Source organism: Salarchaeum japonicum (assembly GCF_049705945.1).
Taxonomy (GTDB): domain Archaea; phylum Halobacteriota; class Halobacteria; order Halobacteriales; family Halobacteriaceae; genus Salarchaeum; species Salarchaeum japonicum_A.
In genome coordinates this window covers 343,637-363,378 of the sequence record NZ_JBNAMV010000004.1, presented here as the reverse complement: position 1 = coordinate 363,378, position 19,742 = coordinate 343,637, and the positions used below count along the sequence as shown (strand labels likewise).

21 protein-coding genes are annotated in these 19,742 nt (G+C 68.6%); 4 read left to right on the top strand and 17 right to left on the bottom strand.

What is annotated here, in order from left to right; genetic code table 11:
* Positions 1–79: 79 nt before the first annotated feature.
* The 5 genes from ACOZ4O_RS03525 to ACOZ4O_RS03505 form a co-directional block, all read right to left on the bottom strand.
* Complete coding sequence (locus ACOZ4O_RS03525) at positions 80–316, bottom strand: DUF7120 family protein (RefSeq protein ID WP_424523935.1); 237 nt, start codon at positions 314–316, stop codon at positions 80–82.
* Positions 317–365: 49 nt separating this feature from the next.
* Positions 366–878, bottom strand: coding sequence for a winged helix-turn-helix domain-containing protein (locus tag ACOZ4O_RS03520; RefSeq protein WP_424526144.1), 513 nt, complete (start codon positions 876–878; stop codon positions 366–368).
* A 2-nt stretch (positions 879–880) separates the two neighbouring features.
* The gene (locus ACOZ4O_RS03515; RefSeq protein WP_424526142.1) at positions 881–1,726 is read right to left on the bottom strand and encodes an alpha/beta fold hydrolase; all 846 of its coding nucleotides are present in this window, start codon (positions 1,724–1,726) and stop codon (positions 881–883) included.
* Positions 1,723–2,868, bottom strand: a complete 1,146-nt coding sequence (locus ACOZ4O_RS03510) for an acyl-CoA dehydrogenase family protein (protein WP_424523934.1) — start codon at positions 2,866–2,868, stop codon at positions 1,723–1,725. Before ACOZ4O_RS03510 ends, ACOZ4O_RS03515 begins: the two co-directional genes overlap by 4 nt.
* Positions 2,869–3,015: 147 nt before the next feature.
* On the bottom strand, positions 3,016–4,569 hold the full coding sequence (locus ACOZ4O_RS03505) for a long-chain-fatty-acid--CoA ligase (RefSeq protein WP_424523933.1): 1,554 nt from the start codon (positions 4,567–4,569) through the stop codon (positions 3,016–3,018).
* A 132-nt stretch (positions 4,570–4,701) separates the two neighbouring features.
* Between ACOZ4O_RS03505 and ACOZ4O_RS03500 the strand changes: the two genes are divergently transcribed.
* Positions 4,702–5,868: an alpha-hydroxy-acid oxidizing protein gene (locus ACOZ4O_RS03500; protein WP_424523932.1), complete on the top strand. Its 1,167-nt coding sequence runs from the start codon at positions 4,702–4,704 to the stop codon at positions 5,866–5,868.
* On the opposite strand, the gene ACOZ4O_RS03495 is transcribed toward ACOZ4O_RS03500, so the two are convergent.
* The 12 genes from ACOZ4O_RS03495 to ACOZ4O_RS03440 form a co-directional block, all read right to left on the bottom strand.
* Entirely contained in the window at positions 5,863–6,831 is a 969-nt protein-coding gene (locus ACOZ4O_RS03495; protein ID WP_424523931.1) for an LLM class flavin-dependent oxidoreductase, read from the bottom strand. The two genes, ACOZ4O_RS03500 and ACOZ4O_RS03495, sit on opposite strands and share 6 nt — an antisense overlap.
* Entirely contained in the window at positions 6,828–7,292 is a 465-nt protein-coding gene (locus ACOZ4O_RS03490; RefSeq protein WP_424523930.1) for a redoxin domain-containing protein, read from the bottom strand. Before ACOZ4O_RS03490 ends, ACOZ4O_RS03495 begins: the two co-directional genes overlap by 4 nt.
* Positions 7,289–7,699 (bottom strand): cupin domain-containing protein, encoded by a 411-nt coding sequence (locus ACOZ4O_RS03485; protein ID WP_424523929.1) that lies wholly within the window; start codon positions 7,697–7,699, stop codon positions 7,289–7,291. Before ACOZ4O_RS03485 ends, ACOZ4O_RS03490 begins: the two co-directional genes overlap by 4 nt.
* Positions 7,700–7,741: 42 nt before the next feature.
* Positions 7,742–8,908 (bottom strand): thiolase C-terminal domain-containing protein, encoded by a 1,167-nt coding sequence (locus ACOZ4O_RS03480; RefSeq protein WP_424523928.1) that lies wholly within the window; start codon positions 8,906–8,908, stop codon positions 7,742–7,744.
* Positions 8,905–9,318, bottom strand: a complete 414-nt coding sequence (locus tag ACOZ4O_RS03475) for a Zn-ribbon domain-containing OB-fold protein (RefSeq protein ID WP_424523927.1) — start codon at positions 9,316–9,318, stop codon at positions 8,905–8,907. Before ACOZ4O_RS03475 ends, ACOZ4O_RS03480 begins: the two co-directional genes overlap by 4 nt.
* Entirely contained in the window at positions 9,318–10,277 is a 960-nt protein-coding gene (locus ACOZ4O_RS03470; RefSeq protein WP_424523926.1) for a hypothetical protein, read from the bottom strand. The genes ACOZ4O_RS03475 and ACOZ4O_RS03470 overlap by 1 nt, the downstream gene beginning before the upstream one ends.
* A gap of 99 nt (positions 10,278–10,376) precedes the next feature.
* Positions 10,377–11,687 carry a hydroxyacid-oxoacid transhydrogenase gene (locus tag ACOZ4O_RS03465; RefSeq protein ID WP_424523925.1) on the bottom strand — a complete coding sequence of 437 codons (1,311 nt, stop codon included), beginning with the start codon at positions 11,685–11,687 and terminating at the stop codon, positions 10,377–10,379.
* Between the two features lie 111 nt (positions 11,688–11,798).
* On the bottom strand, positions 11,799–12,215 hold the full coding sequence (locus ACOZ4O_RS03460) for a Zn-ribbon domain-containing OB-fold protein (RefSeq protein ID WP_424523924.1): 417 nt from the start codon (positions 12,213–12,215) through the stop codon (positions 11,799–11,801).
* Entirely contained in the window at positions 12,215–13,156 is a 942-nt protein-coding gene (locus ACOZ4O_RS03455) for a hypothetical protein (protein ID WP_424523923.1), read from the bottom strand. The genes ACOZ4O_RS03460 and ACOZ4O_RS03455 overlap by 1 nt, the downstream gene beginning before the upstream one ends.
* Positions 13,153–14,322 (bottom strand): thiolase domain-containing protein, encoded by a 1,170-nt coding sequence (locus tag ACOZ4O_RS03450; protein ID WP_424523922.1) that lies wholly within the window; start codon positions 14,320–14,322, stop codon positions 13,153–13,155. The genes ACOZ4O_RS03455 and ACOZ4O_RS03450 overlap by 4 nt, the downstream gene beginning before the upstream one ends.
* Before the next feature lie 63 nt (positions 14,323–14,385).
* A complete protein-coding gene (locus ACOZ4O_RS03445) occupies positions 14,386–15,246 on the bottom strand; it encodes an alpha/beta hydrolase (RefSeq protein ID WP_424526140.1) in 861 nt (286 codons plus the stop codon).
* Positions 15,247–15,316: 70 nt separating this feature from the next.
* On the bottom strand, positions 15,317–15,904 hold the full coding sequence (locus ACOZ4O_RS03440; protein ID WP_424523921.1) for a methyltransferase family protein: 588 nt from the start codon (positions 15,902–15,904) through the stop codon (positions 15,317–15,319).
* Between the two features lie 233 nt (positions 15,905–16,137).
* Between ACOZ4O_RS03440 and ACOZ4O_RS03435 the strand changes: the two genes are divergently transcribed.
* From ACOZ4O_RS03435 to ACOZ4O_RS03425, 3 genes are read left to right on the top strand one after another with little or no spacing between them, the layout of a single operon-like run.
* The gene (locus tag ACOZ4O_RS03435; protein WP_424523920.1) at positions 16,138–17,565 is read left to right on the top strand and encodes an APC family permease; all 1,428 of its coding nucleotides are present in this window, start codon (positions 16,138–16,140) and stop codon (positions 17,563–17,565) included.
* A 36-nt stretch (positions 17,566–17,601) separates the two neighbouring features.
* Positions 17,602–18,861, top strand: a complete 1,260-nt coding sequence (gene kynU, locus ACOZ4O_RS03430) for a kynureninase (protein ID WP_424523919.1) — start codon at positions 17,602–17,604, stop codon at positions 18,859–18,861.
* Between the two features lie 30 nt (positions 18,862–18,891).
* The gene (locus ACOZ4O_RS03425) at positions 18,892–19,650 is read left to right on the top strand and encodes an SDR family NAD(P)-dependent oxidoreductase (protein WP_424523918.1); all 759 of its coding nucleotides are present in this window, start codon (positions 18,892–18,894) and stop codon (positions 19,648–19,650) included.
* Positions 19,651–19,742: the final 92 nt, after the last annotated feature.

The window sequence follows — 19,742 nt, the reverse complement described above, 5'->3', positions numbered from 1 at the left end:
ACGCTGCCCGCACGGGACGCGGGACGGGCGTGCTCCATGGGTATGGGGTGAGCGCGCCCGCGACCCGCGACGCGCCAGCCTAGAACTCGTAGTCGTCTTCGTCACCGCCGAGCGACCGCTCGCTCGTCTCCAGCATCTCCTCGCTGAACATCTCCTCTTCCTCGCGATTCGACTCTATCTCGGGCTTGTACACTTGGAGTCCGTGTGCGAGAATTTCCTCTGCGGCTTCCTGCCGGCTCACGAACTCGCCCTCGTCAACGAGCCGATCGAGTTCGACCTCGACGTTGTCCGGAATGTCGACTTCGACGCGTGGCATACACGCGACTTCCACCTCCACCACTAAAGGCGGTGGGGTCGCGCGGTGCCTACTCCTCTCGGGGGAGCGCGTCGAACAGTTCGGGGTTCGTGCCGAAGTGGAGGACGTTCGTCACGACCGAGTTCCGGATGTTCGAGATGACCGCGCCGTGGTCCTTGTAGAAGTTGTGAATCCACTGGGATTCGGCCTGCCGGGACGGGAACATCATCACGGACTTCCACTGGTACTCGCCGTCGGAGAGGAAGTAGAAGAGCGTGTTCTCGTGGTCGCGGATGTACTCCATGGCGTCCCGCCAGCCCTCCGCGAAGTGCTCGGGGTTGAACTTGAACTCCATGAGCGCGAAGATGAAGTACGCCTCGTTCGGGATGATGGCCTCCCGGAACACGCCCGCGTCACGCATCTTCCGAATGGATTCCGAGACCGTGACGTGCGAAACGTCGATGTCGTACTCTTGGTCGAGGATGTCGGTGAGGTCGCGCGAACTCACCTGCGGGTTCTTCGCGAGTTCCTTCAGGATGACTACGTCGCGTTCCTTGAACTCCCAGTCCGGCTCTCGTTCCATGCTCATAGGAACGCGCGCAGTTCCGCCGTATATGCCTTCGGTCTGTCCTCCATCACCCAGTGGTACGCGTCGTCGAGCGTCACGACCTCACCGTCGCCGGAGACGTCGTCGGCGAGCCGTTCGGCGTACGACACCGGTTGGAGAATGTCGTCGCCGCCCCACAGACAGAGCGTGTCCGCGGTGATGTCGGCGTACTCCAGCTCGGTGGTGTGGTTCGTGTTCGTCGCGACCGCACAGCGTGCGAGCGACCGCCGGCCGTCCTCGGTCAGCCACGGCGCTTTCATGCCCTCGATGAACTCGGCGTGCTCGTCCTCGTCGCCGTTGACGCCGCCCGCGAACGCGAAGTCCAGTTTCTCCGTCAGTTCGTCGAACGGCAGGTCCGTCGTTCCTGGAAGGCCGAGGTCGTTGATGAACTCGACCGGCCACGAGTCGTAACACACGCCGTTCGACACGACGAGGTTCGACACCGCGTCGGGATTGTGCGCGGCGTACCGGGTGGCGACGCCGCTGCCGACGTCGTGGCTCACGAGCGAGAACGGCCGAGCCACGTCGAGTTCGTCGACGAGTCCCTCGACGACCTGTTCCTGCGCGCGAATCGAGCGGTCGAAGCCGTCGCGTTTGTCGCTCGACCCGTAGCCCGCGAGGTCGGGGACGATCACTCGATACTCGTCCGTGAACTCGGGCGCGACCTCCCGCCAGAGGAACCCCCAGGTCGGGATGCCGTGCACGAACACCAGCGGCTCGCCGTCCGACGGTCCGTCCTCGTAGTACGCGACCTCGACACCGTGGCCGTCCACGTCGACCGTGACGGTGTCCTGTCGCGCGCGATACTCCTCGTGGTTCATCAGAGTATCTGGTCGGCGATGATGTTCTTCTGGATCTCCGAGGTACCCTCGTAGATCTTCGTGATGCGGGCGTCACGGTAGTAGCGCTCGACGGGGTGGTCGGTGACGAACCCGGCGCCGCCGTGCACCTGAATCGCGTCGTCCGCCACGTCGACCGCGTTCTCGGACGCGGTGAGTTTCGCCATTGACGCGAACCGGGTCGCGAGCTGGTCGTCGCCCTCGTCGACCGCCGCCGCGGCGCGGTAGGTGAGCGAGCGCGCGGCCTCCGTGTTCGCCGCCATCTCGGCGATCATGTGGCTGACGGCCTGGTAGTCCTTGATGAGCTGTCCGCCCTGTTCGCGCTCGTTCGCGTACGACTTCGCCTCGTCGATGGCGGCCTGCGCGACGCCGACGGCCTGGGACGCGACGCTCGTCCGGCCGGACGCGAAGAAGTCCATCAGCTGGTAGAATCCCTTGTTCAGTTCGCCGATGACGTTCTCCTCGGGCACGCGCACGTCGTTCAACTGGACCTCGGCGAGGTCGCTCGCGCGAATCCCGAGCTTGTTGTCGATCTTCGTCGTCTCGAAGCCGTCGGTGTCAGTGGGAACGAGGAACGCCGTAATTCCCTTGCGCTGCGGCTTGACTTCGGTGTCGGTCTTCGTCATCACGACGGCGACGTCCGCGACCGTGCCGTTCGTGATCCACATCTTGTTCCCGTTGATGACGTACTCGTCGCCGTCCTTCTCCGCGACCGTCTCGATGCCGGCGACGTTCGACCCGTGCGCGGGTTCGCTGATGCAGGAACAGCACGCCGATTCGCCGTTCGCGATTTTCGGCAGCCAATCCTCCTTCATCCACTCGTCGCCGTACTTCCGGATCATGTTCGACCCGAACCCGCGAGAGCCGATGGCGCTCCCGATACCGGGGTCGGCTCGCCACAGCTCTTCCGTGACGATGATGCTGGAGAGCGTGTCCATCCCCGCGCCACCGTACTCCACCGGGATGCCGGGCGCGACGAAGTCGAACTCCGCCGCCTTCTCGATGAGGTCGATGGGATACGACTTGTTCTCGTCGTGTTCGCGCGCCACGGGTTCGATTTCGTTCTCACCGAACTCGCGAACGGCCTCCCGAATCGCCCGATGCTCGTCTGAGAGCTGGAAACTCATATCCGATAATTAGACTCTACCGTTTAATAAGTTTGCAAAAAAGCTACCTTCGTTAACCAACCGACCGCTTCGCCGCGGTCGCCCCGAGTCGTTCTCGCAGTTCACGGAGTTCGCCGCTCGGGTGTTCGGGCAACTCGTAGAGTCGACCTACTCCTCGTCCGCGAGTTCGTACTTCTGGACTTTTCCGGTGGTCGTGCGCGGGAGTTCCTGCACGAACTCGACTTCGCGCGGATGTTTGTAGGGAGCGAGGTTGTCGAGGCAGAACTGCTTCAGTTCCTCCTCGGTCACGTCCGCGTCCGGCGTCCGCACGATGAACGCCTTGACGGTTTCACCGCGGCGCTCGTCCGGGATGCCGACGACGGCCGCGTCGGCCACGTCCTCGTGTTCGAAGAGGAGTTCTTCGACTTCGCGCGGATAGACGTTGTAGCCGCCCGTGACGATCATGTGCTTCTTCCGGTCGACCACGTAGAAGAACCCGTCCTCGTCGTGGTAGCCGATGTCGCCGGTGTGGAACCAGCGCTTTCCGTCCGCTTCCGTGAACGCCTCCGCGTTCGCGTCGGGGCGCTCGTAGTATCCCTTCATCACGTTCGGCCCGGAGATGACGAGTTCGCCCGTAATCTCGTGGAGCGCCGCGTTGTCCTCGTCGACGGGGCCTTCCTCGACGGGGTCGACCGTGGCGAAATCGTCGTCGACGATGCGGGCGTCGACGCCGGGGAGGGGTTTGCCGATGCTGCCGGGGCGGCGGTCGTCGGGGTGGTTCGCGTGCGTGACGGGACTCGTCTCCGTGAGCCCGTAGCCCTCGCAGAGCGGCACGTCGTACAGGCTGTCCCAGGTCTCGAGCACTTCCATCGGGAGGCCGCTCCCGCCGGAGTTCGCGAACCGGAGGCTGCCGAAGTCAAATTCGGCCGCGTCGGGCTGATTGATGAGGTCGTTGTACATCGCGGGGACGGCGTGGAGGAGCGTGATGTCCTCGTCCTCGATGAGGTCGACGGCCGTCTCCGCCTCCCACTCGGCCATGGGGTAGTAGGCGCCGCCGTTGAACAGCGTCGCGTTCATCGTCACCGTCATCCCGTAGATGTGGAAGAGCGGGAGGACGCCGAGGTGGCGGTCGTCGGCGCGGATGCCGTCCGGAATCGGAGCGTCGGCGGCGTCCGCGTCCCAGTAGAGGTTCTCGTGCGTCAGCAGCACGCCCTTCGGCGTGCCGGTCGTTCCGGACGTGTACGGCTGGCAAGCCACGTCGTCGTCGTCGCGTTCAACGGGACCGAACGTGTCGTCCGCGAAGAACTCCTCGAACTCGGTCGACGTCTCGGTCTCCGCGCCGACGGTGACGACGAACTCCACGTCCGTGTCCTCGCGCACGTCCTCGACGTACTCGACGAGGCTCGGAAGGGTGACGACGGCGGTCGCGCCGGAGTCGCCGAGGAGGTGTTCGAGTTCCCGGGAGCGGTACTGCGGGTTCATCGGCACGACGATGCCGCCGGCGCGCATGATGCCGTGGAAGGCGGTGACGAACTGCGGGAGGTTCGGGAGGTAGATGGCGACGCGGTCGTCGGGCTGGACGCCTTCCTGTTCGAGGGCGGCGGCGAACTGGCCGGTTCGCTCCCAGAACTCCTCGTAGGTCTGTTCGCGCCCCTCGTAGTGGATGGCGACGTTCTCCGGGTGGTCGTCTACTGCGCTCTGGACGTTCTCGACGAGATTCATGGTCGATGCGACGGCCGTGCCCGCCTTAGGTATTGTGAACGTTGTTCATCGAGCGTGCAGTTTACGTTAGTTTCGTTCACGACGACGCGACATCGAGCGAACAGTTAACACACATCAGTCGAAACGCCGGGTATGGAGAACCCCGGCGACGACCGACAGCAGGCAGTGTATGGACAGGGAATGCTGATGGGCGAAACGCCCGACATCCCGCCGAAATTCGCGGAACTCGAACGCGCGGCGCTCGACGCGATGAGCGACGAGGCGTACGCGTACGTGAAGGGCGGCGCGGGCAGCGAGGACACGGTTTCGGAGAACCGGCGGGCGTTCCGCGACCACCGCATCGTCCCCCGAATGCTCCGCGACGTGTCCGAGCGCGACCTCTCAGTCAACGTGCTCGGGCAGACGCTCCCCGCGCCCGTCGTGCTCGCGCCCATCGGCGTGCAGTCCATCATCCACGAGCGCGGCGAACTCGCCACCGCCGACGCCGCCGCCGACACCGACGTGCCGATGTGCCTCAGCTCCGCGTCCTCCGAGACACTCGAAGACGTCTCCGACGAACTGGGAGGCACCCGGAAGTGGTTCCAGCTCTACTGGTCGAGCGACCGCGACATCGCCGCGAGCTTCGTCGAGCGCGCCGAGGACGCGGGGTACGAGGCGCTCGTGGTGACGCTCGACACGCCGATGATGGGGTGGCGCGAACGCGACGTCTCCCAGGGCTACCTCCCGTTCCTCGACGGTGAGGGCGTCGCGAACTACACGAGCGACCCGGCGTTCCGCGACCTGCTCTCACAGCCGCCCGAGGAGAACATGGACGCCGCGCTCAGCGAGTTCCTCGCCGTCTTCGGGGACGCGACGCTCACCTGGGACGACCTCGACTGGCTCACCGACCAGACCGACCTCCCAATCGTCCTCAAGGGCATCCTCCACCCCGCGGACGCCCGGCGCGCGGTCGAGAAGGGCGCGGAGGGCGTCGTCGTGTCGAACCACGGCGGCCGACAGGTGGACAACGCCATCGCCGCGCTCGACGCCCTCCCCGGCGTCGCTGACGCCGTCGGCGACGACGTCGACGTTCTGTTCGACTCCGGCATCCGCCGGGGCGCGGACGCAATCGTCGCGCTCGCGCTCGGCGCTGACGCGGTCCTGCTCGGACGGCCCTACGCGTACGGGCTCGCCCTCGACGGCGCGGACGGCGTCAGCGAGGTGCTGGAGAACTTCCTCGCCGACCTCGACCTCACGCTCGCGCTCACCGGAAACACCAGTCCCGCCGACCTCGACCGTTCTATCTTCGCGGATTCATAGGTTCGCGGGCGCGAGCGCCTCAACCGTTCGCATCGCGAGGTCCGCGCTCGCGTTCGACGGCGTCACCACCAGCGGTTCGTCCACCACCGGGAGCGCCGCGAGGTCGCGCAGTCGCTCCCGCGCCGCCTCGGGCGTCCCGGCGACGCCGAGCGCGTCCACCATCTCGTCGCTCACCCGGTCACGGGCCGCGCCGCGGTCGCCCTTTCGCCACGTCGCCGCCACGGCTTCAGCCTCTTCGGGGAACGACTGGGCGACCGCGTTCTTGTAGCCGTCCGCGCTCCCGACGTAGTACGCGAGGTGGCCGCGGAGCGCGTCGTACGCCCGTTCTCTGTCTGTACTCGCTGCCGCGGGCACGTACGGCACAACGCCGATGTCGTCGGGGTCGCGGCCCGCCTCCCGCGCCGTCCGCGCGATCAGCTCGAACGCGGGTCCGAGGCGGTCGAACGGAACGTTGTGCGGCAGCCAGCCGTCCGCCACCCGGCCCGTCGCGCGCCGAGTCGCCGGGCCAAGCGCCGCCGCGTACACCGGCACGTCCGCGTCCAGCCCCGGGAAGTCTCGCACCGAGAACATGTCGCCGTCGTACGATACTCTAGTACCCGTTCCGAGGAACCGCCGCGCGAGTTCGACAGTCTCGTGTAGTCGCCGCGGCGGGTTCTCGAACGCCGCCCCGTGTAGGTCCTCGACGGCCTTCTCCGTGCTCGTGCCGATTCCCAGCGTCACCCGGCCGTCCGTGGTCTCGCTGATGCTCGCCGCCGCGCCCGCGAGCGCCGCCGGACTCCGCGAGTACGCGTTCACGATGCTCGTCCCCACGTCGATATCGGTGCGCTCGGCGATGCGCGCGAGCGTGACGAACGCGTCCGTCCCCCAGAGTTCGCCCGTCCACACGCCCCGGTAGCCCAGTTCCTCGGCGCGCTCCGCGAACCCGACCGGGTCGTCGCCCGCGAGTTGGACGCTCGCCCTCACCGAACCGCCTCCTCGATGTCGCTCGCGGGCATCGGCGACGTCCAATCCTCCAACACCCACGACTCCCGGAGGGTGCGGTCGGCGTCCAGAAGGAACGCGCTGCGCTTCGGAACCCGCACGCCCGCCATGTGGTCGCGGCGCGCGAGCACGCCGAACTCCTCCGCGAACCGCCCCTCCACGTCCGCGTAGATGCGGAACGGACTGTCGAGGCTGCGGAGGAAGGCGTTCTGGGCGTTCGGGCCGTCCCGGCCGATGCCGACGACGGGCACGTCGAAGTCGTCCCAGCCGCGGCGGTCGTACTGCCGCCACCAGTTCTCCGCGATGGCGCTGAACGCGAACCCGTAGAACACGAACAGCACGCCGCCCTCGCTCACCTCCTCGATGGACGTCGGCGTGAACACTTCGCCGTCGCAGAGCAAGCCCTCGCAGTTCCGCGGTCGGTCGCCGGGTTCGAGCGTCATTGCCGCTGGTCGTCGATGTCGTGGGGGTTCAGGCCCTCGTCCTCGACCGCGGGCGCGCCGAACGCGAACACGACGCCCGTTTCGTCGCCGACGTTCCGATGACCGTGGCCGACCATCGGCCCCGCCGCCCACCACGTCCCGGGTTCGGCCTCCACGACCTCCGTCTCACCGGACCGCCCGAGTTTGAGGCTGAACGTTCCCTCCGCGACGTAGAACAGTTCCTCCTGCTCGCCGTGGGCGTGATAGCCGATTTCCTCGCCGGGGTCGATGCGCCACACCTTCGCCCGCATCTCCTCCAATCCGAGCGCGTCGTCGATGGGCAGAATCTCGTGGTCGGGCGTCGTGTCGTCGCTCTCGGAGAGGTCGATTCGCTCGACTTGATCCTCGTGAACGTACGCGTACTCCATGCGAAGTGCTACCGCGAAACGCCGGATAAATCTATGGCCGGCCTACGGCCGGTCCTTCGAGAGGACGTTGATGCAGGAGACGCTTCCGGTGGCGTCCCGGCCGATGCCGATGTTGTGCTGGAGGCCGTACTCGGGGTCGTTCCCGACCTGCACCGCGCCCGCCTCGCCGCGGAGTTGCTCGTAGATTTCGTTCACCTGCGCGACGCCGGTCGCGCCGATGGGGTGGCCCTTCGCCAGCAGTCCGCCCGATGGATTCACGGGCTTCTCGCCGTCCAGGTGGGGTTTTCCGGCGTCGACGAACGCGCCGCCCTCGCCCTTCTCGCAGAACCCGAGGTCCTCGTACGTCACGAGTTCGGTGATGGTGAAACAGTCGTGGACCTCGGCCACGTCGATGTCGTCAGCCGTGATGTCGGCCTCGTCGTACGCCTGCTCGGCGGCCTGCCGGGTCGCGGGGAACCCGGCGAGCGACTCGTCCTTTCCGCGCTCGAAGGTGTCGGTCGCGAGGCCGCTACCGGCGACCCAGACCGGGTCGTCCGTGTACTCGTCGACCACGTCCTCGCTCACGATGACGGTCGCGGCGGCACCGTCCGTAACGGGACAGCAGTCGTAGAGATTGAGGGGATAGGTGACCTGTGGGCTGTTCACTACGTCGTCGACGCTGCACGTGAACCGGTAGTGCGCGTGCGGGTACTTCGAGCCGTTCTCGTGGTTCTTCACCGAGACTTCCGCGACCTGTTCGCGCGTCGTGCCGTACTCCTCCATGTGGCGGGTGGCGCGCAGGCCGAAGAACGCGGGCATCGTGACGCCGCGGCCGCGCCACACCTGCTCGAGGGACGCGCCCTCGATGAGGCCGCCCGCGGAGTCCCGCATCTTCTCCGCGCCGAGCACGAGCGCCACGTCAGCCGACCCGGCGCGCACCGCCTCGACCGCCGACCGGAACGCCGTGCTCCCGGTCGCGCACGCGTTCTCGACGCGCGTCACCGGCATCTCGAACAAACCCGTCGGATGGCTGAGCCCCAGTCCGGAGGACGCGTTCTCCGCGATGTCGAGCGTCCCGAACCACGCCGCGTCGATATCTGAACTCTCGATGCCCTTGTCCACGTCGTCAAGCGCGTTCAGGTACGCCTGCTCGGCCATGTCGTCGAACGACTGCTCGAACAGTTCCCCGAAGTCTATCATTCCCGCGCCGACGACCGCCACGTCCCTCATAGGCGGTCACCCCGCGGGCGCTTGAACTTGAAGGAGTGGATCGGGAGTCCGTCGACGTCGAAGACGCGGCGGAAGTCCGCCTCGGCCTCCATCCCGATTTCGATGTGCTCGGGGTCGGTCTCCGTGAACAGGCCGTAGACGCGGGCGGGGTTGCCACCGGAGACCTGCGGGACGTCCATGATGGCGAGCGGGAGCGGCGTCTCGAACTCGTCCGGCAGCCGCTGCTGGACGACGTAGGACTGGACGGTGCCGCGTTCTTCGAGGCGGGTGTCCGTCCACTCACCGACGTTCCCGCAGCGCTTGCAGACCTCGCGGGATTCCGGGAAGCTCACCCAGCCGCAGGCGTCGCACTCGCTGGCAGCGAGGCGTTCGTTCGCGGCGCGGTCGCGGGTGAACGGCGGTTCGTACATCAGGCCACACCCCCGCGGAAGCCGCGGTGTTTGCCGTACGGGACGTACTCCTTGCTCTCGATGTAGTCGTCGGTCGTCATCTCGGGTACTGAGTCGGTCGTGCGGTCGATGCGGAGGGCGTCACAGCCGCCGGGACCGTAGCCCGCGAGGAGGACGCTGTCTCCCGTCTCCGCGGCGTCGAGGCTCGCGGCGAGGTCGAGGAGGACGCCGCCCGCGCCCGCGAACCCGACCGCGTCGAACGTCGAATCGACCTCGCTATCGTGGTCGAGCGCGCCCGCGGCTTTCGCCCCCCAGCGGCCGTCCGGCGCGGGGAACGCCGCGCGGTCGAACTCGCCGTCGAGGTCGCTCGCGGCGCTCGTGACGGCGTCGAGGTAGTGCTCGCGGTTGAACCGCCCGTCGCCCGTCTCGGGCGTCTCACCGGACGGCGTGAACCGCCCGACGAACCCCGTCGTCGCGACCGACGCGTCCGCGAGTTCCGCGACGCCGTCGCCGTCGCCGAGGACGAGCGCGCCCGCGCCGGCCCCAGCGGTGCGCTCGGCGCTCGTCCCCGCGTCCGCAGTGAGCACGTCGCTCGCCACCACGAGCGCGGTATCGGCGCGTCCGGCGTCGATAGCGTCCCGCGCGGCGAGCACGGCGTTCGTCGCCGCCCGCGCGCTCCCCTGGAAGTCGCCGACTCGGACGTCCTCGCTCGCTCCGACCGCGAACGCGACGTGCGGCGCGACGCCGCGCTCGTCGAAGTTATCGCTCGTCGTCGCCGCGTACACCGCGTCCGGCGATTCGACGCCGGCGTGCGCGAGCGCGGTCTTCGCCGCCTGCACGCCCAGCGTCGTCACGGTCTCGTCGTGCGCCGGAACGGCGGTCTCCCCGCCGCCCGCCTGCTCGCCGTACTGTTCCGCGATCGTCGACCGCTCGATTCGGTAGAGCGGCACGTAGGAGCCGTACCCCCGTATCGCAACCATATCTAACGATACCCAGAGATTCGCGCACAATAAATACCGATGTTCAAGAGAAACGGTTTTTCGTTTTCTACTGTACTACTCTCGGGACTGTAGTGGGGGCTACCAGTTGTGGAGCGCGTCGGCGAACACCTCGCGCACGTCTTCCTGGGTGACGGGCCGCGGGTTCGTGCGGAGCAGCCGCTTCTGGGTGTCAACGGTCTGTTTCGCGAGCCAGTCCAGGTCGTCCTCGGTGACGCCCGCGAGTTCGTGGAGGCCGCTCGGCAGGACGCTCAAGTCCTTCTGGAGCTGAATGTACTGCTGCTTGAGCGCGTCCGCGGCCGCCCTGTCGGTCATCCCGCCGGTGTCCACGCCGAACAGTTCCGCCACGTCCGCGAACCGACTGGGGTCGCTCGCGGCGTTGTAGTCGATGGTGCTCGCGGGCGTCAGCACCGCGATGGTCTCGCCGTGGTTCGTGTGATAGCGGTTCCCGACCGGATACGCCATCGCGTGACAGAGCGTCGCGCCCGCGGTGAGCCCCGCGATAGCGCCGAACAGTGCGCCCTGAAGCATGTTCTCCCTGGCTTCGAGGTCGTCGCCGTTGTGGACGGCGCGCCGCACGTTCCCGGACAGGAGGCGAATCGCCTGCTCCGAGAACATCTCCGTGAACGGCGACCGGCCGGCGTAGACGGGCCGGTCGGCGGCGTCCTCCGGACGCAGCAGGGAGTCGTAGTCGTGCGTGGTGTAGCCCTCGATGGCGTGCCCGAGCGCGTCCATCGCCGTCTTCGCGGTCTCCTCCGGCGGGAGCGTCGTCGTGAACGTCGGGTCGAGCACGGCGGCGTCGGCGCGCACGTGGTTGCTCGAAATCCCCTCCTTGATGTTCTTCTCCTCCACGGCGAAGATGGCGACCGGCGATATCTCGGAACCCGTCCCGGCGGTCGTCGGCATCAACACGAGCGGCGGCCCGGACTCGGTGAGGCGTTCGCCCTCGCCGGTGGGTTCCGCGATGTAGTCCACGACCTCGCCGCCGTTCGCGACCACGGCCCGGGTCGCCTTCGCCACGTCCATGCAACTCCCGCCGCCCAGGCCGACGTAGAAGTCGTAGCCGTCCGCGCCCTGTTCGTCGCGGACGAACTCGATGCAGTCGTCCACGTCCGCCACCGCGGGCTCGCGCGGGCAGTCGTCGTACACGTCCACGGCGAACCCGTCGTCTTCGAGGTGGTCGGTCACGCGGCCGGCGTGTCCGAGGTCAGCGAGCGTGCCGTCCGTGACGAGCAGGCCGTGCGCGCCCTCGGGAACGCCGAGGTCGGCGAGCTGGAAGCCGAGTTCGCGCACGCTCCCGCGGCCGAACCGGAGTTCGGGAAGCTGGACGTGCCAGACGCTCTCCGAGACGAGTTCGTGCGGGCTCGCGGACACCGAACGCTCGTAGCTCACCGACGGTCACCTCGCGCGCCGTCGTCGTTCGCTGGTCGCTCCCGCCGCCCGCGTACGGGTCGTGTTCGCATACGACTATCCTGTACGGACGCGAATAAGAAGGCTTGGGGGTTACTCGACCGGACGGAACTTCACGCCGTACCGCGGCACGCCCTCCTGCTCGTAGAGCCGGCGGACGACGGCTTCGACCCGGTCGCCGCGCGAGATATCGTTCGGGTCGCAGTCGCAGAACATCCCGGGGAGCCGCGCGCCCTCCGCGAGTTCGATGATGCCGGTGGCGAACGCGCCCTCCCGGGTCTGATACTCGTCGAACTCGGGCGGCGCGCCGCCGGAGATGACGGTGACGGCCTGCACGGTTCCCGCGCCCTCGGGTTCGACTTCCTCGAAGTCGGCGTCGGCGTTACAGGACGCGCAGACGCCCTCCGCGGGGAAGTTGTGCGCGCCGCACTCCGGGCACTTCCCGAGCACGAGGCGGTAGCGCGAGTCGTTGCTCCGCCACCACGTCGGGAGGCTAACGTACGCGCCCATCAGGCGTCACCTCCGATGTGGCCGCGCTTGCGAGCGTACTGCGGATAGTCGATAGCCACCGTCTCGCGCTCGTCGGGGACGGGAAGCCTGCCGTCGAGGTGGACGGCATCCGCGCCGTTCCCGTACCCGACCGCCGCCACGTCCGTCTCGCCGTCGTCCCACGCGGCGAGCAGCCCGAACAGGGCGCTGGCCGCGCCGGTGTCGCCGAGGTCGTGTGCGCGTTCGTACACGGCTACGTCGCCCTCGACGGCGCGAGCGCCCCGGTAGGGGAGGCCGCCGTCGGGCGCGGTCGGCGCGAGCGCATCCGGCGTCCCGTCGAGACCGGCGACCGCTTCCGCGACGCTGGTGCGGTAGGCGTCGCGCTCGTACTCCGTCGCGCCGTACGTCTCCACGTCCCCGGAGGCCCGCGGCCGATACCGCGTCCCCGGGAACTCCTCCGTGTAGGAGGCCGTGTCCGCGACGCGCACATCGCCCTCGGGGCCGGCGACGAACGCCACCGAACCTGCGCCGGCGGCGTGGTCGACGCCCTCGCCGGGGTCGCCGAACGGACTGTCCGCCGCGACAGCGAGCGCGGGGCCGTCCGCCGCGACGGCGTCCCGGAGCGCCTGTACGCCGCCGCGCGCGCTCTGCGTGTGCGCGACCGCCGCCACGTCTCGGGGAAGCCCGAGAAGTTCCGCGAGCGTCCCCGCCACGTCACCCTCTTCGAGCGGCGGCGTGGTCGTCGCGAACGCCACGAGTTCGAGGTCGTCGCGGTCGTGCGCGCTCTCCCGGATGGCGTCCCGCGCGGCGGCGTGCGCCATCGTCACCGAGTCCTCGTCCGCGGCCGCGACCGCCTTCGTGTCTACGCCGCGCGCGTGAACGGACGCGAGCGCCGCGTCAAGCTCTTCCGCGCTGATGCGCGCTCGGGGCGTGTACACCCCGAGGGAGTCGAGCGCGTTCACGCCCATCCCTCCTCGAAGACGTGCACCGCGACGGCTCCACCGCTCCCGCCGACGTTGTGCGTCAAGCCCCGCGACAGTCCCGAGACCTGGCGGTCGCCCGCCTCGCCGCGGAGTTGCTTGAACACCTCCACGACCTGTCCGCCGCCGGTCGCGCCGATGGGGTGGCCCTTCGACTTCAGGCCGCCGGAGAGGTTCACCGGGCGCTCGCCGTCGGGTTCGGTCGCGCCGGACGCGACGTACGGCCCGGCCTCGCCGCGCTCGCAGAACCCGAGGTCCTCGTACGCGAGGAGTTCCGCGATGCTGAAGCAGTCGTGGACCTCCGCGAACTCCACGTCCTCGGGTCCCACGTCGGCTTCGTCGTACGCCTGCTCGGCGGCGCGCTGGGTCGCCGGGATCTCGGTGAGGCTCGGCCGCTGGAACAAGCCGACGCGGCCGCTGGACTGGCCCGCGCCCGCGATGCGAATCGGCGCGTCGGTGAGTTCCTCGGCGGCGTCCCGCGACGCCACCAATACCGCGCTCGCGCCGTCCGAGGTCGGACAGCAGTCGAACAGATTCAGCGGGTCCGCGACCGCGGGCGCGTTCATCGCGTCCTCCAGATTCGTCTCGAACCCCAGCTGAGCGTGCGGGTTCTTCGCGCCGTTCGCGTGGTTCTTCACCGCGACTCGCGAGAGGTGTTCGCGCGTCGTGCCGTGCTCGGCCATGTGCGCGTCCGCCATCTGTGCGTACACGCCGGAGAACGTCGTGCCGGCCATGCGCTCCCACTCGGTCTCGCCGGAGACGCCGAGCCACTCGCCCGTGCGCTCGCTCGATACGTCGTTCATCACCTCGAACCCGCCCGCGAGCGCCACGTCGGCGACGCCCGCGCGCACGGCGAGCACGGCCTGTCGGAGCGCGACGCCGCTCGCCGCGCACGCGTTCTCGACGCGCGTCGTCGCCGTGCCGTTCAACCCCGCGAACTCCGTGACCGCGGGACCGGGCAGTCCCAACTGGCGGCCGCCGACGCCGAGCGTGCCGACGTACGCCTCGTCCACCGATTCGCGGTCGAACTCCGCGTCGACGGAGTCCACGGCCGTGTCCACGGCCTCCTTGAACAGGGAGCGATACGACTCGCGCGGGAACGACCCGTAATCGGTCTGGCCCGCGCCCACGACGTACACCTCGTTCATACGGTCGCGTTTCCCGGGGCTGATTCAAAACGGTTCCTCATGCGGCCAACCACGCGGGACGACTTATTCTTCGAGGCGGTCCGCTACCGCCGTCATCGCGTCGTCCGCGACAGAAACGCTATCGGTGAGGCTGAGGAAGCCGTGCGCCATCGATGGATAGTGGTGGTGTTCGACCGGTGTGCCCGCGTCGTCGAGCGCGTTCGCGTACGCTACGCCGTCGTCGCGGAGTGGGTCGTGGCCCGCGGTCACTACGGTCGCCTCCGGGAGGTTCGCGTGGTCGCGGGTGCGGAGCACGCTCGCGTACGGGTTCGCGGCGTCCACGGGACTCCGCAGGTACTGCTCCCAGAACCACTCCATGTCCGCGCGGGTGAGCAGCGGGCCGTCCGCGTTCTCGCGGTACGACTCCGTGTCGAACGCGTGGTTCGTGATGGGGTAGAGAAGGGATTGATGACCGATGTCGGGGCCGTCGTGGTCGCGGGCGCGGAGCGCGACCGCCGCGGCGAGGTTTCCGCCCGCGCTCGTCCCCGCGACCGCGAGGTCGCCCGCGCCGCCGAACGTCTCGGCGTGCTGACTCACCCACTCCAGGGCGGCGTACGCGTCGTCCAGTCCCGCGGGGAACGGATGTTCGGGCGCGAGTCGGTAGTCCACGGAGACGACGACGCGGTCGGTGCGCGCGGCGAGCTCCCGACAGAGGTCGCCCGCCGATTCCAGCGTGCCGAGCGTCCAGCCGCCGCCGTGGTAGAAGACGAGCGTGCCGCACGGGTCGTCGGTGTCCCGGTAGATGCGGAGCGGTATCTCGCCGCGCGGCCCCGGAATCGCGAGGTCGCGCACGAATTCGACGGAGAGCGAGGGGCCGCCGAACACGTCGTCCTCCACGCGGCGCGCGGATTCGACGCTCATCGCGTGCCACTCGGGGACGCCCATCGCCTGTATCCCGCGGATTTCGGCCGCGAGTTCGTCGTCCAGCGTCACGGCCGACCCGACGCGGGCCCGCCTAATAGACTCCGGGGACGAGGCGGTACGGAACGCGCTCGCAGTAGTCGTCGTAGCCGTCGAGTTCGCGGCGGAGCGCGCGCTCTTCCACCCGGATGCGGTACGCGTACCCGACGCTCACGCTCGCGGCGACGGCGAGGACGCCCGGCCACGTGCCGAGCGCGAGACCGACGCCGAGGATGGCGAGGAAGCCGCCCGTGTAGGCGGGGTGGCGGACGACGCCGTACGGCCCGCGCGCCACGACGACCTGGTCGTCGGTCACGGTCACCGACCGGTCGAAGGCGTCGCCGAGCGTGCGGATGCTGTGCCAGCGGAGCGCGACGCCCGCGACCGTCGCGAGCACGCCCGTCCAGAACACGGGCACCGCCAGTCCGCCGAACGTCGCCCACGCCGGCGCGCGGAACGCGAGCCAGAACCCGACGAGGAACCCCAGGCCGGTCACGACGGACAGCACGACTCGGGAGTTCGCGTCGAGGTCGAGGCCGTCGTCGCTTCCGCGTGCGTCGTCCACGACCTCGGGGAGACTCCACGCTGTCCAGACCGCGGCGAGCACGTACACGTGCGGCGGCGTCAGGCCGAGGACCGTCACGCGCGGAGCGTCTCCGCCCGCGGTGAAAAAGTCACTCCAAGAGCTGGGGTTTCCCGAACGGCAGTTCGTCGAACAGGACGTAGTGAACCAGGACGGCGACGGCGAACAGGACGGCGAGCACCGACAGCAGGCGTTTCGCGTTCATACCCGAAGTTGTGTCGCGGACGCCATAACCGTTGTCCGACGACCGGAATTCCACATCGCTAAACGTCGCCGGGCGATACCGGCGAGTGATGTCCGATAGAGACCTCGAACGGAATCTGACGTCGATACACAGCATCGCCGTCATCGTCGGCACCATGATCGGCGCCGGAATCTTCGTCGTCACGGGCGAAGCCGCCGCCATCATGGGGCCGGCGGTGCCGCTCGGCTTCCTCGTCGGCGTCCCCGTCGTCCTCGCGACCGCAATCGTCTACTCCGTCTACATGAGCGGCCCGCTCGGCGACCATCCGGGCGGCGCGTACATGCATATCTCGCGCACGTGGAACTCCACGCTCGTCGGATACGTCTTCATCTGGCTGAAGACTGTGGCGTTCATCGGCGCGCAGGCCGTGTTCGCCACCGGGTTCGGGAATGCGATGGGCTACTGGCCCGTCTTCGACTTCCTCGGCGCGACCGAGTGGGCTATCGTCTTCCTCACCGCGTTCTACCTCGTCCACCTCGTCGGCGTGGACGTGTTCGGCCGCACGCAGGCCGCGATGACCGGCCTCCTCGTCGCCATCCTCCTCCTTCTCGGCCTTCCCGGACTGCTCCACGTCGACCCTGGGAACTTCAGCCCGCTCTTCCCCGCGGAGACGTTCGGAAGCGGGTTCATAGCTCCGTTCGTCGCGGGAACGAGCGCCATTTTCTTCTCCTACATCGGCTTCGAGTCGCTCGCGCAGACCGCGGGCGAGACGGAGAACCCCCGAGAAACCCTGCCGAAGGTGTTCACGGGGAGCGTGCTCGGCGTCGGCGCCATCTACCTCCTCGTGAGCGTCGTCGTGCTCGGCGTCCTCCCCTGGAAGCAGGTCGCAGAGTCCAGCACGCCGCTCACGGACGCCGCCGCGACCTACTTCCCGGTCGGCACCGCCGGCATCGTCGCCGTCGGGAGCATCCTCGCGTACGCCACCACCGCGAACTCCGGGTACGTCGCGCCCTCCCGCATCCTCTACAGTCTCGGCCGCGACGGCCTCATCCCGGACGCCCTCACGCACGTTAACGACCGCTTCGGCACGCCGGACGTGGGCCTCACCATCACCTGGGGTATCTCCGTCCTCCTGGTCGCCACGTCCACGTTCAGCTACGCGCTGAACGTCGCGCTCGGCGCGCTCGTCCTCATGTACCTCGCGCACTCCCTCTCCGTCGTCGCGCTCCCCCACGTCAACCCCGGCCTCTACGAGCGCAGCGACCTCCTGCTCTCCCCCGCGACGCTCGCCGCCGTCGGCCTGTTCAGCGCCGCCGCGATGGCCGTGTTCGCGTGGCAGACGCTCTCCTTCGGCTCCATCGGAAACGCGCTCGACCTGCTCGCCGCCGGCCGCGTCGGCGACGCGCTCCTCGCGAACAACGTCCTCCTCCTCGCCGCCTGGCTGCTCGTCGGCCTCCTCATCTACGCCGGCTACCGCGCCCGAACCGACGGCTCGCTCCCGGACCGCCTCCCCCTCGGCTTCCTCGACGAGGAGTGAGGAAGGCATACGGGACGCCGGGTTCTCACGCCCCGTATGGACACGACACGGGAGGCCGCGCGCGAACGCGACGCGGCCGACCCCCTCGCCGAGTACCGCGACCGTTTCGATGTGCCCGACGACTACTACGTCGACGGAAACTCCCTCGGTCCGCTCTCCGACGACGCGGAGGACGCGCTCGCCCGCGTCGTCGAGGAGTGGCGCGACCTCGGCATCCGCGGGTGGACCGACGCGAACCCGCCGTGGTTCCGGTACGGCGAACACCTCGGCGACCGCCTCGCGCCGCTCGTCGGCGCGCGCGACCACGAGGTCGTCGCCGCGAACAGCACCACCGTCAACATCCACACGCTCGTCGGGACGCTCCTCAACGGGCTCGACGACCCGCTCGTGCTCGTGGACGAACTCAACTTCCCCACGGACACGTACGCCGTCCGCGCCCAGTTACGCAACCGCGGATTCGACCCGGACGCCCACACGGTAGTCGTCGAGAGTTCCGACGGCCGCACCATCGACGAAGCCGACGTGGAAGCCGCGCTGACCGACGACGTGGACCTCGTCTTCCTCCCCTCCGTTCTCTACCGGAGCGGCCAACTCCTCGACCTCGAACGCATCACCGAGGCCGCGCACGCCCACGACGCCTACGTCGGATTCGACCTCGCACACTCCGTCGGCGTCGTCCCCCACGACCTCCACGCGCTCGGCGTCGATTTCGCCGTCTGGTGTAGCTACAAGTACCTGAACGCCGGCCCCGGCTCCATCGCCGGGCTCTACGTTCACGAGCGTCACCACGAGCAGACGCCCGCGCTCGCCGGCTGGTGGGGTCACGAGAAGGACACCCAGTTCGAGATGCGGGACACCTACACCCACGCCGAAACCGCGGGCGCGTGGCAAATCGGGACCGTGCCCGTGTTCGCCGCCGCGCCCCTCGACGGCAGTCTCGACGTCGTTCACGACGCCGACATCGACGCCATCCGCGAGAAATCGCTCGCGCTCACCGACTACCTCATCGACCTCGTGGACGACCGACTCGACGACGACTTCTCGATAGGGTCGCCCCGCGACCCCGAGCGCAGAGGCGGGCACGTCGCCATCGAACACCCCGACGCCGCCCGCATCACCGAGGCGATGAAAGACCGAGGAATCGTCGGCGACTTCCGCCCGCCGAACGTCTTCCGCGTCTGCCCGAGCCCGCTCTACACGCGCTTCGAGGACGTGTACGACGTCATCGAGGAACTGCGGGACGTGGCCGAGACAGAGGGCTACCGCGAGTACGCGCTCGACGGCGACGTCACCTAGGGCTAAGTCCCTCCCCCGACGAGGGCGCGTATGGAGTTCGACCTCTCCGGGCAGACGGTAGTCGTCACGGGCGGCACGCGCGGCATCGGGCGCGCCATCGCCGAATCGTTCGCGGACGCGGGCGCCAACGTGGTGCCGACCTCGCGCAGCCACGACGACGTGCAGGACGCCGCCGACGCGATGCGCGACTACGGCGTCGAATCGCTCGCCGTCCCCACCGATGTCACCGACGAAGCCGCCGTCCAGCGACTGTTCTCCGACACCGCAAGCGAGCTCGGAAGCGTGGACGTGGTCGTGAACAACGCCGGCGTCAACCCCGACGGCGCGCTCGGCCCGCCCGAGGACGTCGCGACCGAGGACTTCGACTTCGTGACGGACGTGAACCTCCGCGGCGCGTTCCTCTGCGCGAAACACGCCGCCGAACACCTTCAGGAGGCCGGCGGCTCCCTCGTGAACGTCGCGAGCGTCGGCGGGCTGGTGGGACTGCCGCGCCAGCACCCCTACGTCGGGTCGAAGCACGGCCTCGTCGGGCTAACGAAGTCGATGGCGCTCGACTGGGCGCCCGACGTTCGCGTGAACGCTCTCGCCCCCGGCTACGTCAGCACCGACCTCACGGAGGAACTGGAGGAGAACGAGCGACTCCGGGAGTCCATCGAGCGCCGCACGCCCCTCGACCGGTTCGCGGAACCCGAAGAAATCGGTGGTCCGGCGGTGTTCCTCGCGAGCGACGCCGCCGCCTACGTGACTGGCGAAGTTCTCACCGTCGACGGCGGGTGGACCGCGCGCTGACACCGAGCTGTCCACCGGCGACAGAGGCAAGTGTTGCTTGAGAACGTCAGGCGCGATTGGTTTTCCCGTGATAACCAACACCATACTTATTG

Excerpts from the sequence above, each read along its gene's own strand:
- ACOZ4O_RS03500 (WP_424523932.1), top strand. The coding sequence starts at position 4,702 with ATGGAGAACCCCGGCGACGACCGACAGCAGGCAGTGTATGGACAGGGA.
- kynU (WP_424523919.1), top strand. The coding sequence starts at position 17,602 with ATGGACACGACACGGGAGGCCGCGCGCGAACGCGACGCGGCCGACCCC.
- ACOZ4O_RS03505 (WP_424523933.1), bottom strand. The coding sequence starts at position 4,569 with ATGAATCTCGTCGAGAACGTCCAGAGCGCAGTAGACGACCACCCGGAG.
- ACOZ4O_RS03470 (WP_424523926.1), bottom strand. The coding sequence starts at position 10,277 with ATGGTTGCGATACGGGGGTACGGCTCCTACGTGCCGCTCTACCGAATC.
- ACOZ4O_RS03475 (WP_424523927.1), bottom strand. The coding sequence starts at position 9,318 with ATGTACGAACCGCCGTTCACCCGCGACCGCGCCGCGAACGAACGCCTC.
- ACOZ4O_RS03485 (WP_424523929.1), bottom strand. The coding sequence starts at position 7,699 with ATGGAGTACGCGTACGTTCACGAGGATCAAGTCGAGCGAATCGACCTC.
- ACOZ4O_RS03520 (WP_424526144.1), bottom strand. The coding sequence starts at position 878 with ATGGAACGAGAGCCGGACTGGGAGTTCAAGGAACGCGACGTAGTCATC.
- ACOZ4O_RS03425 (WP_424523918.1), top strand. The coding sequence starts at position 18,892 with ATGGAGTTCGACCTCTCCGGGCAGACGGTAGTCGTCACGGGCGGCACG.
- ACOZ4O_RS03445 (WP_424526140.1), bottom strand. The coding sequence starts at position 15,246 with ATGGGCGTCCCCGAGTGGCACGCGATGAGCGTCGAATCCGCGCGCCGC.
- ACOZ4O_RS03510 (WP_424523934.1), bottom strand. The coding sequence starts at position 2,868 with ATGAGTTTCCAGCTCTCAGACGAGCATCGGGCGATTCGGGAGGCCGTT.
- ACOZ4O_RS03525 (WP_424523935.1), bottom strand. The coding sequence starts at position 316 with ATGCCACGCGTCGAAGTCGACATTCCGGACAACGTCGAGGTCGAACTC.
- ACOZ4O_RS03480 (WP_424523928.1), bottom strand. The coding sequence starts at position 8,908 with ATGAGGGACGTGGCGGTCGTCGGCGCGGGAATGATAGACTTCGGGGAA.
- ACOZ4O_RS03490 (WP_424523930.1), bottom strand. The coding sequence starts at position 7,292 with ATGACGCTCGAACCCGGCGACCGACCGCGGAACTGCGAGGGCTTGCTC.
- ACOZ4O_RS03435 (WP_424523920.1), top strand. The coding sequence starts at position 16,138 with ATGTCCGATAGAGACCTCGAACGGAATCTGACGTCGATACACAGCATC.
- ACOZ4O_RS03450 (WP_424523922.1), bottom strand. The coding sequence starts at position 14,322 with ATGAACGAGGTGTACGTCGTGGGCGCGGGCCAGACCGATTACGGGTCG.
- ACOZ4O_RS03460 (WP_424523924.1), bottom strand. The coding sequence starts at position 12,215 with ATGGGCGCGTACGTTAGCCTCCCGACGTGGTGGCGGAGCAACGACTCG.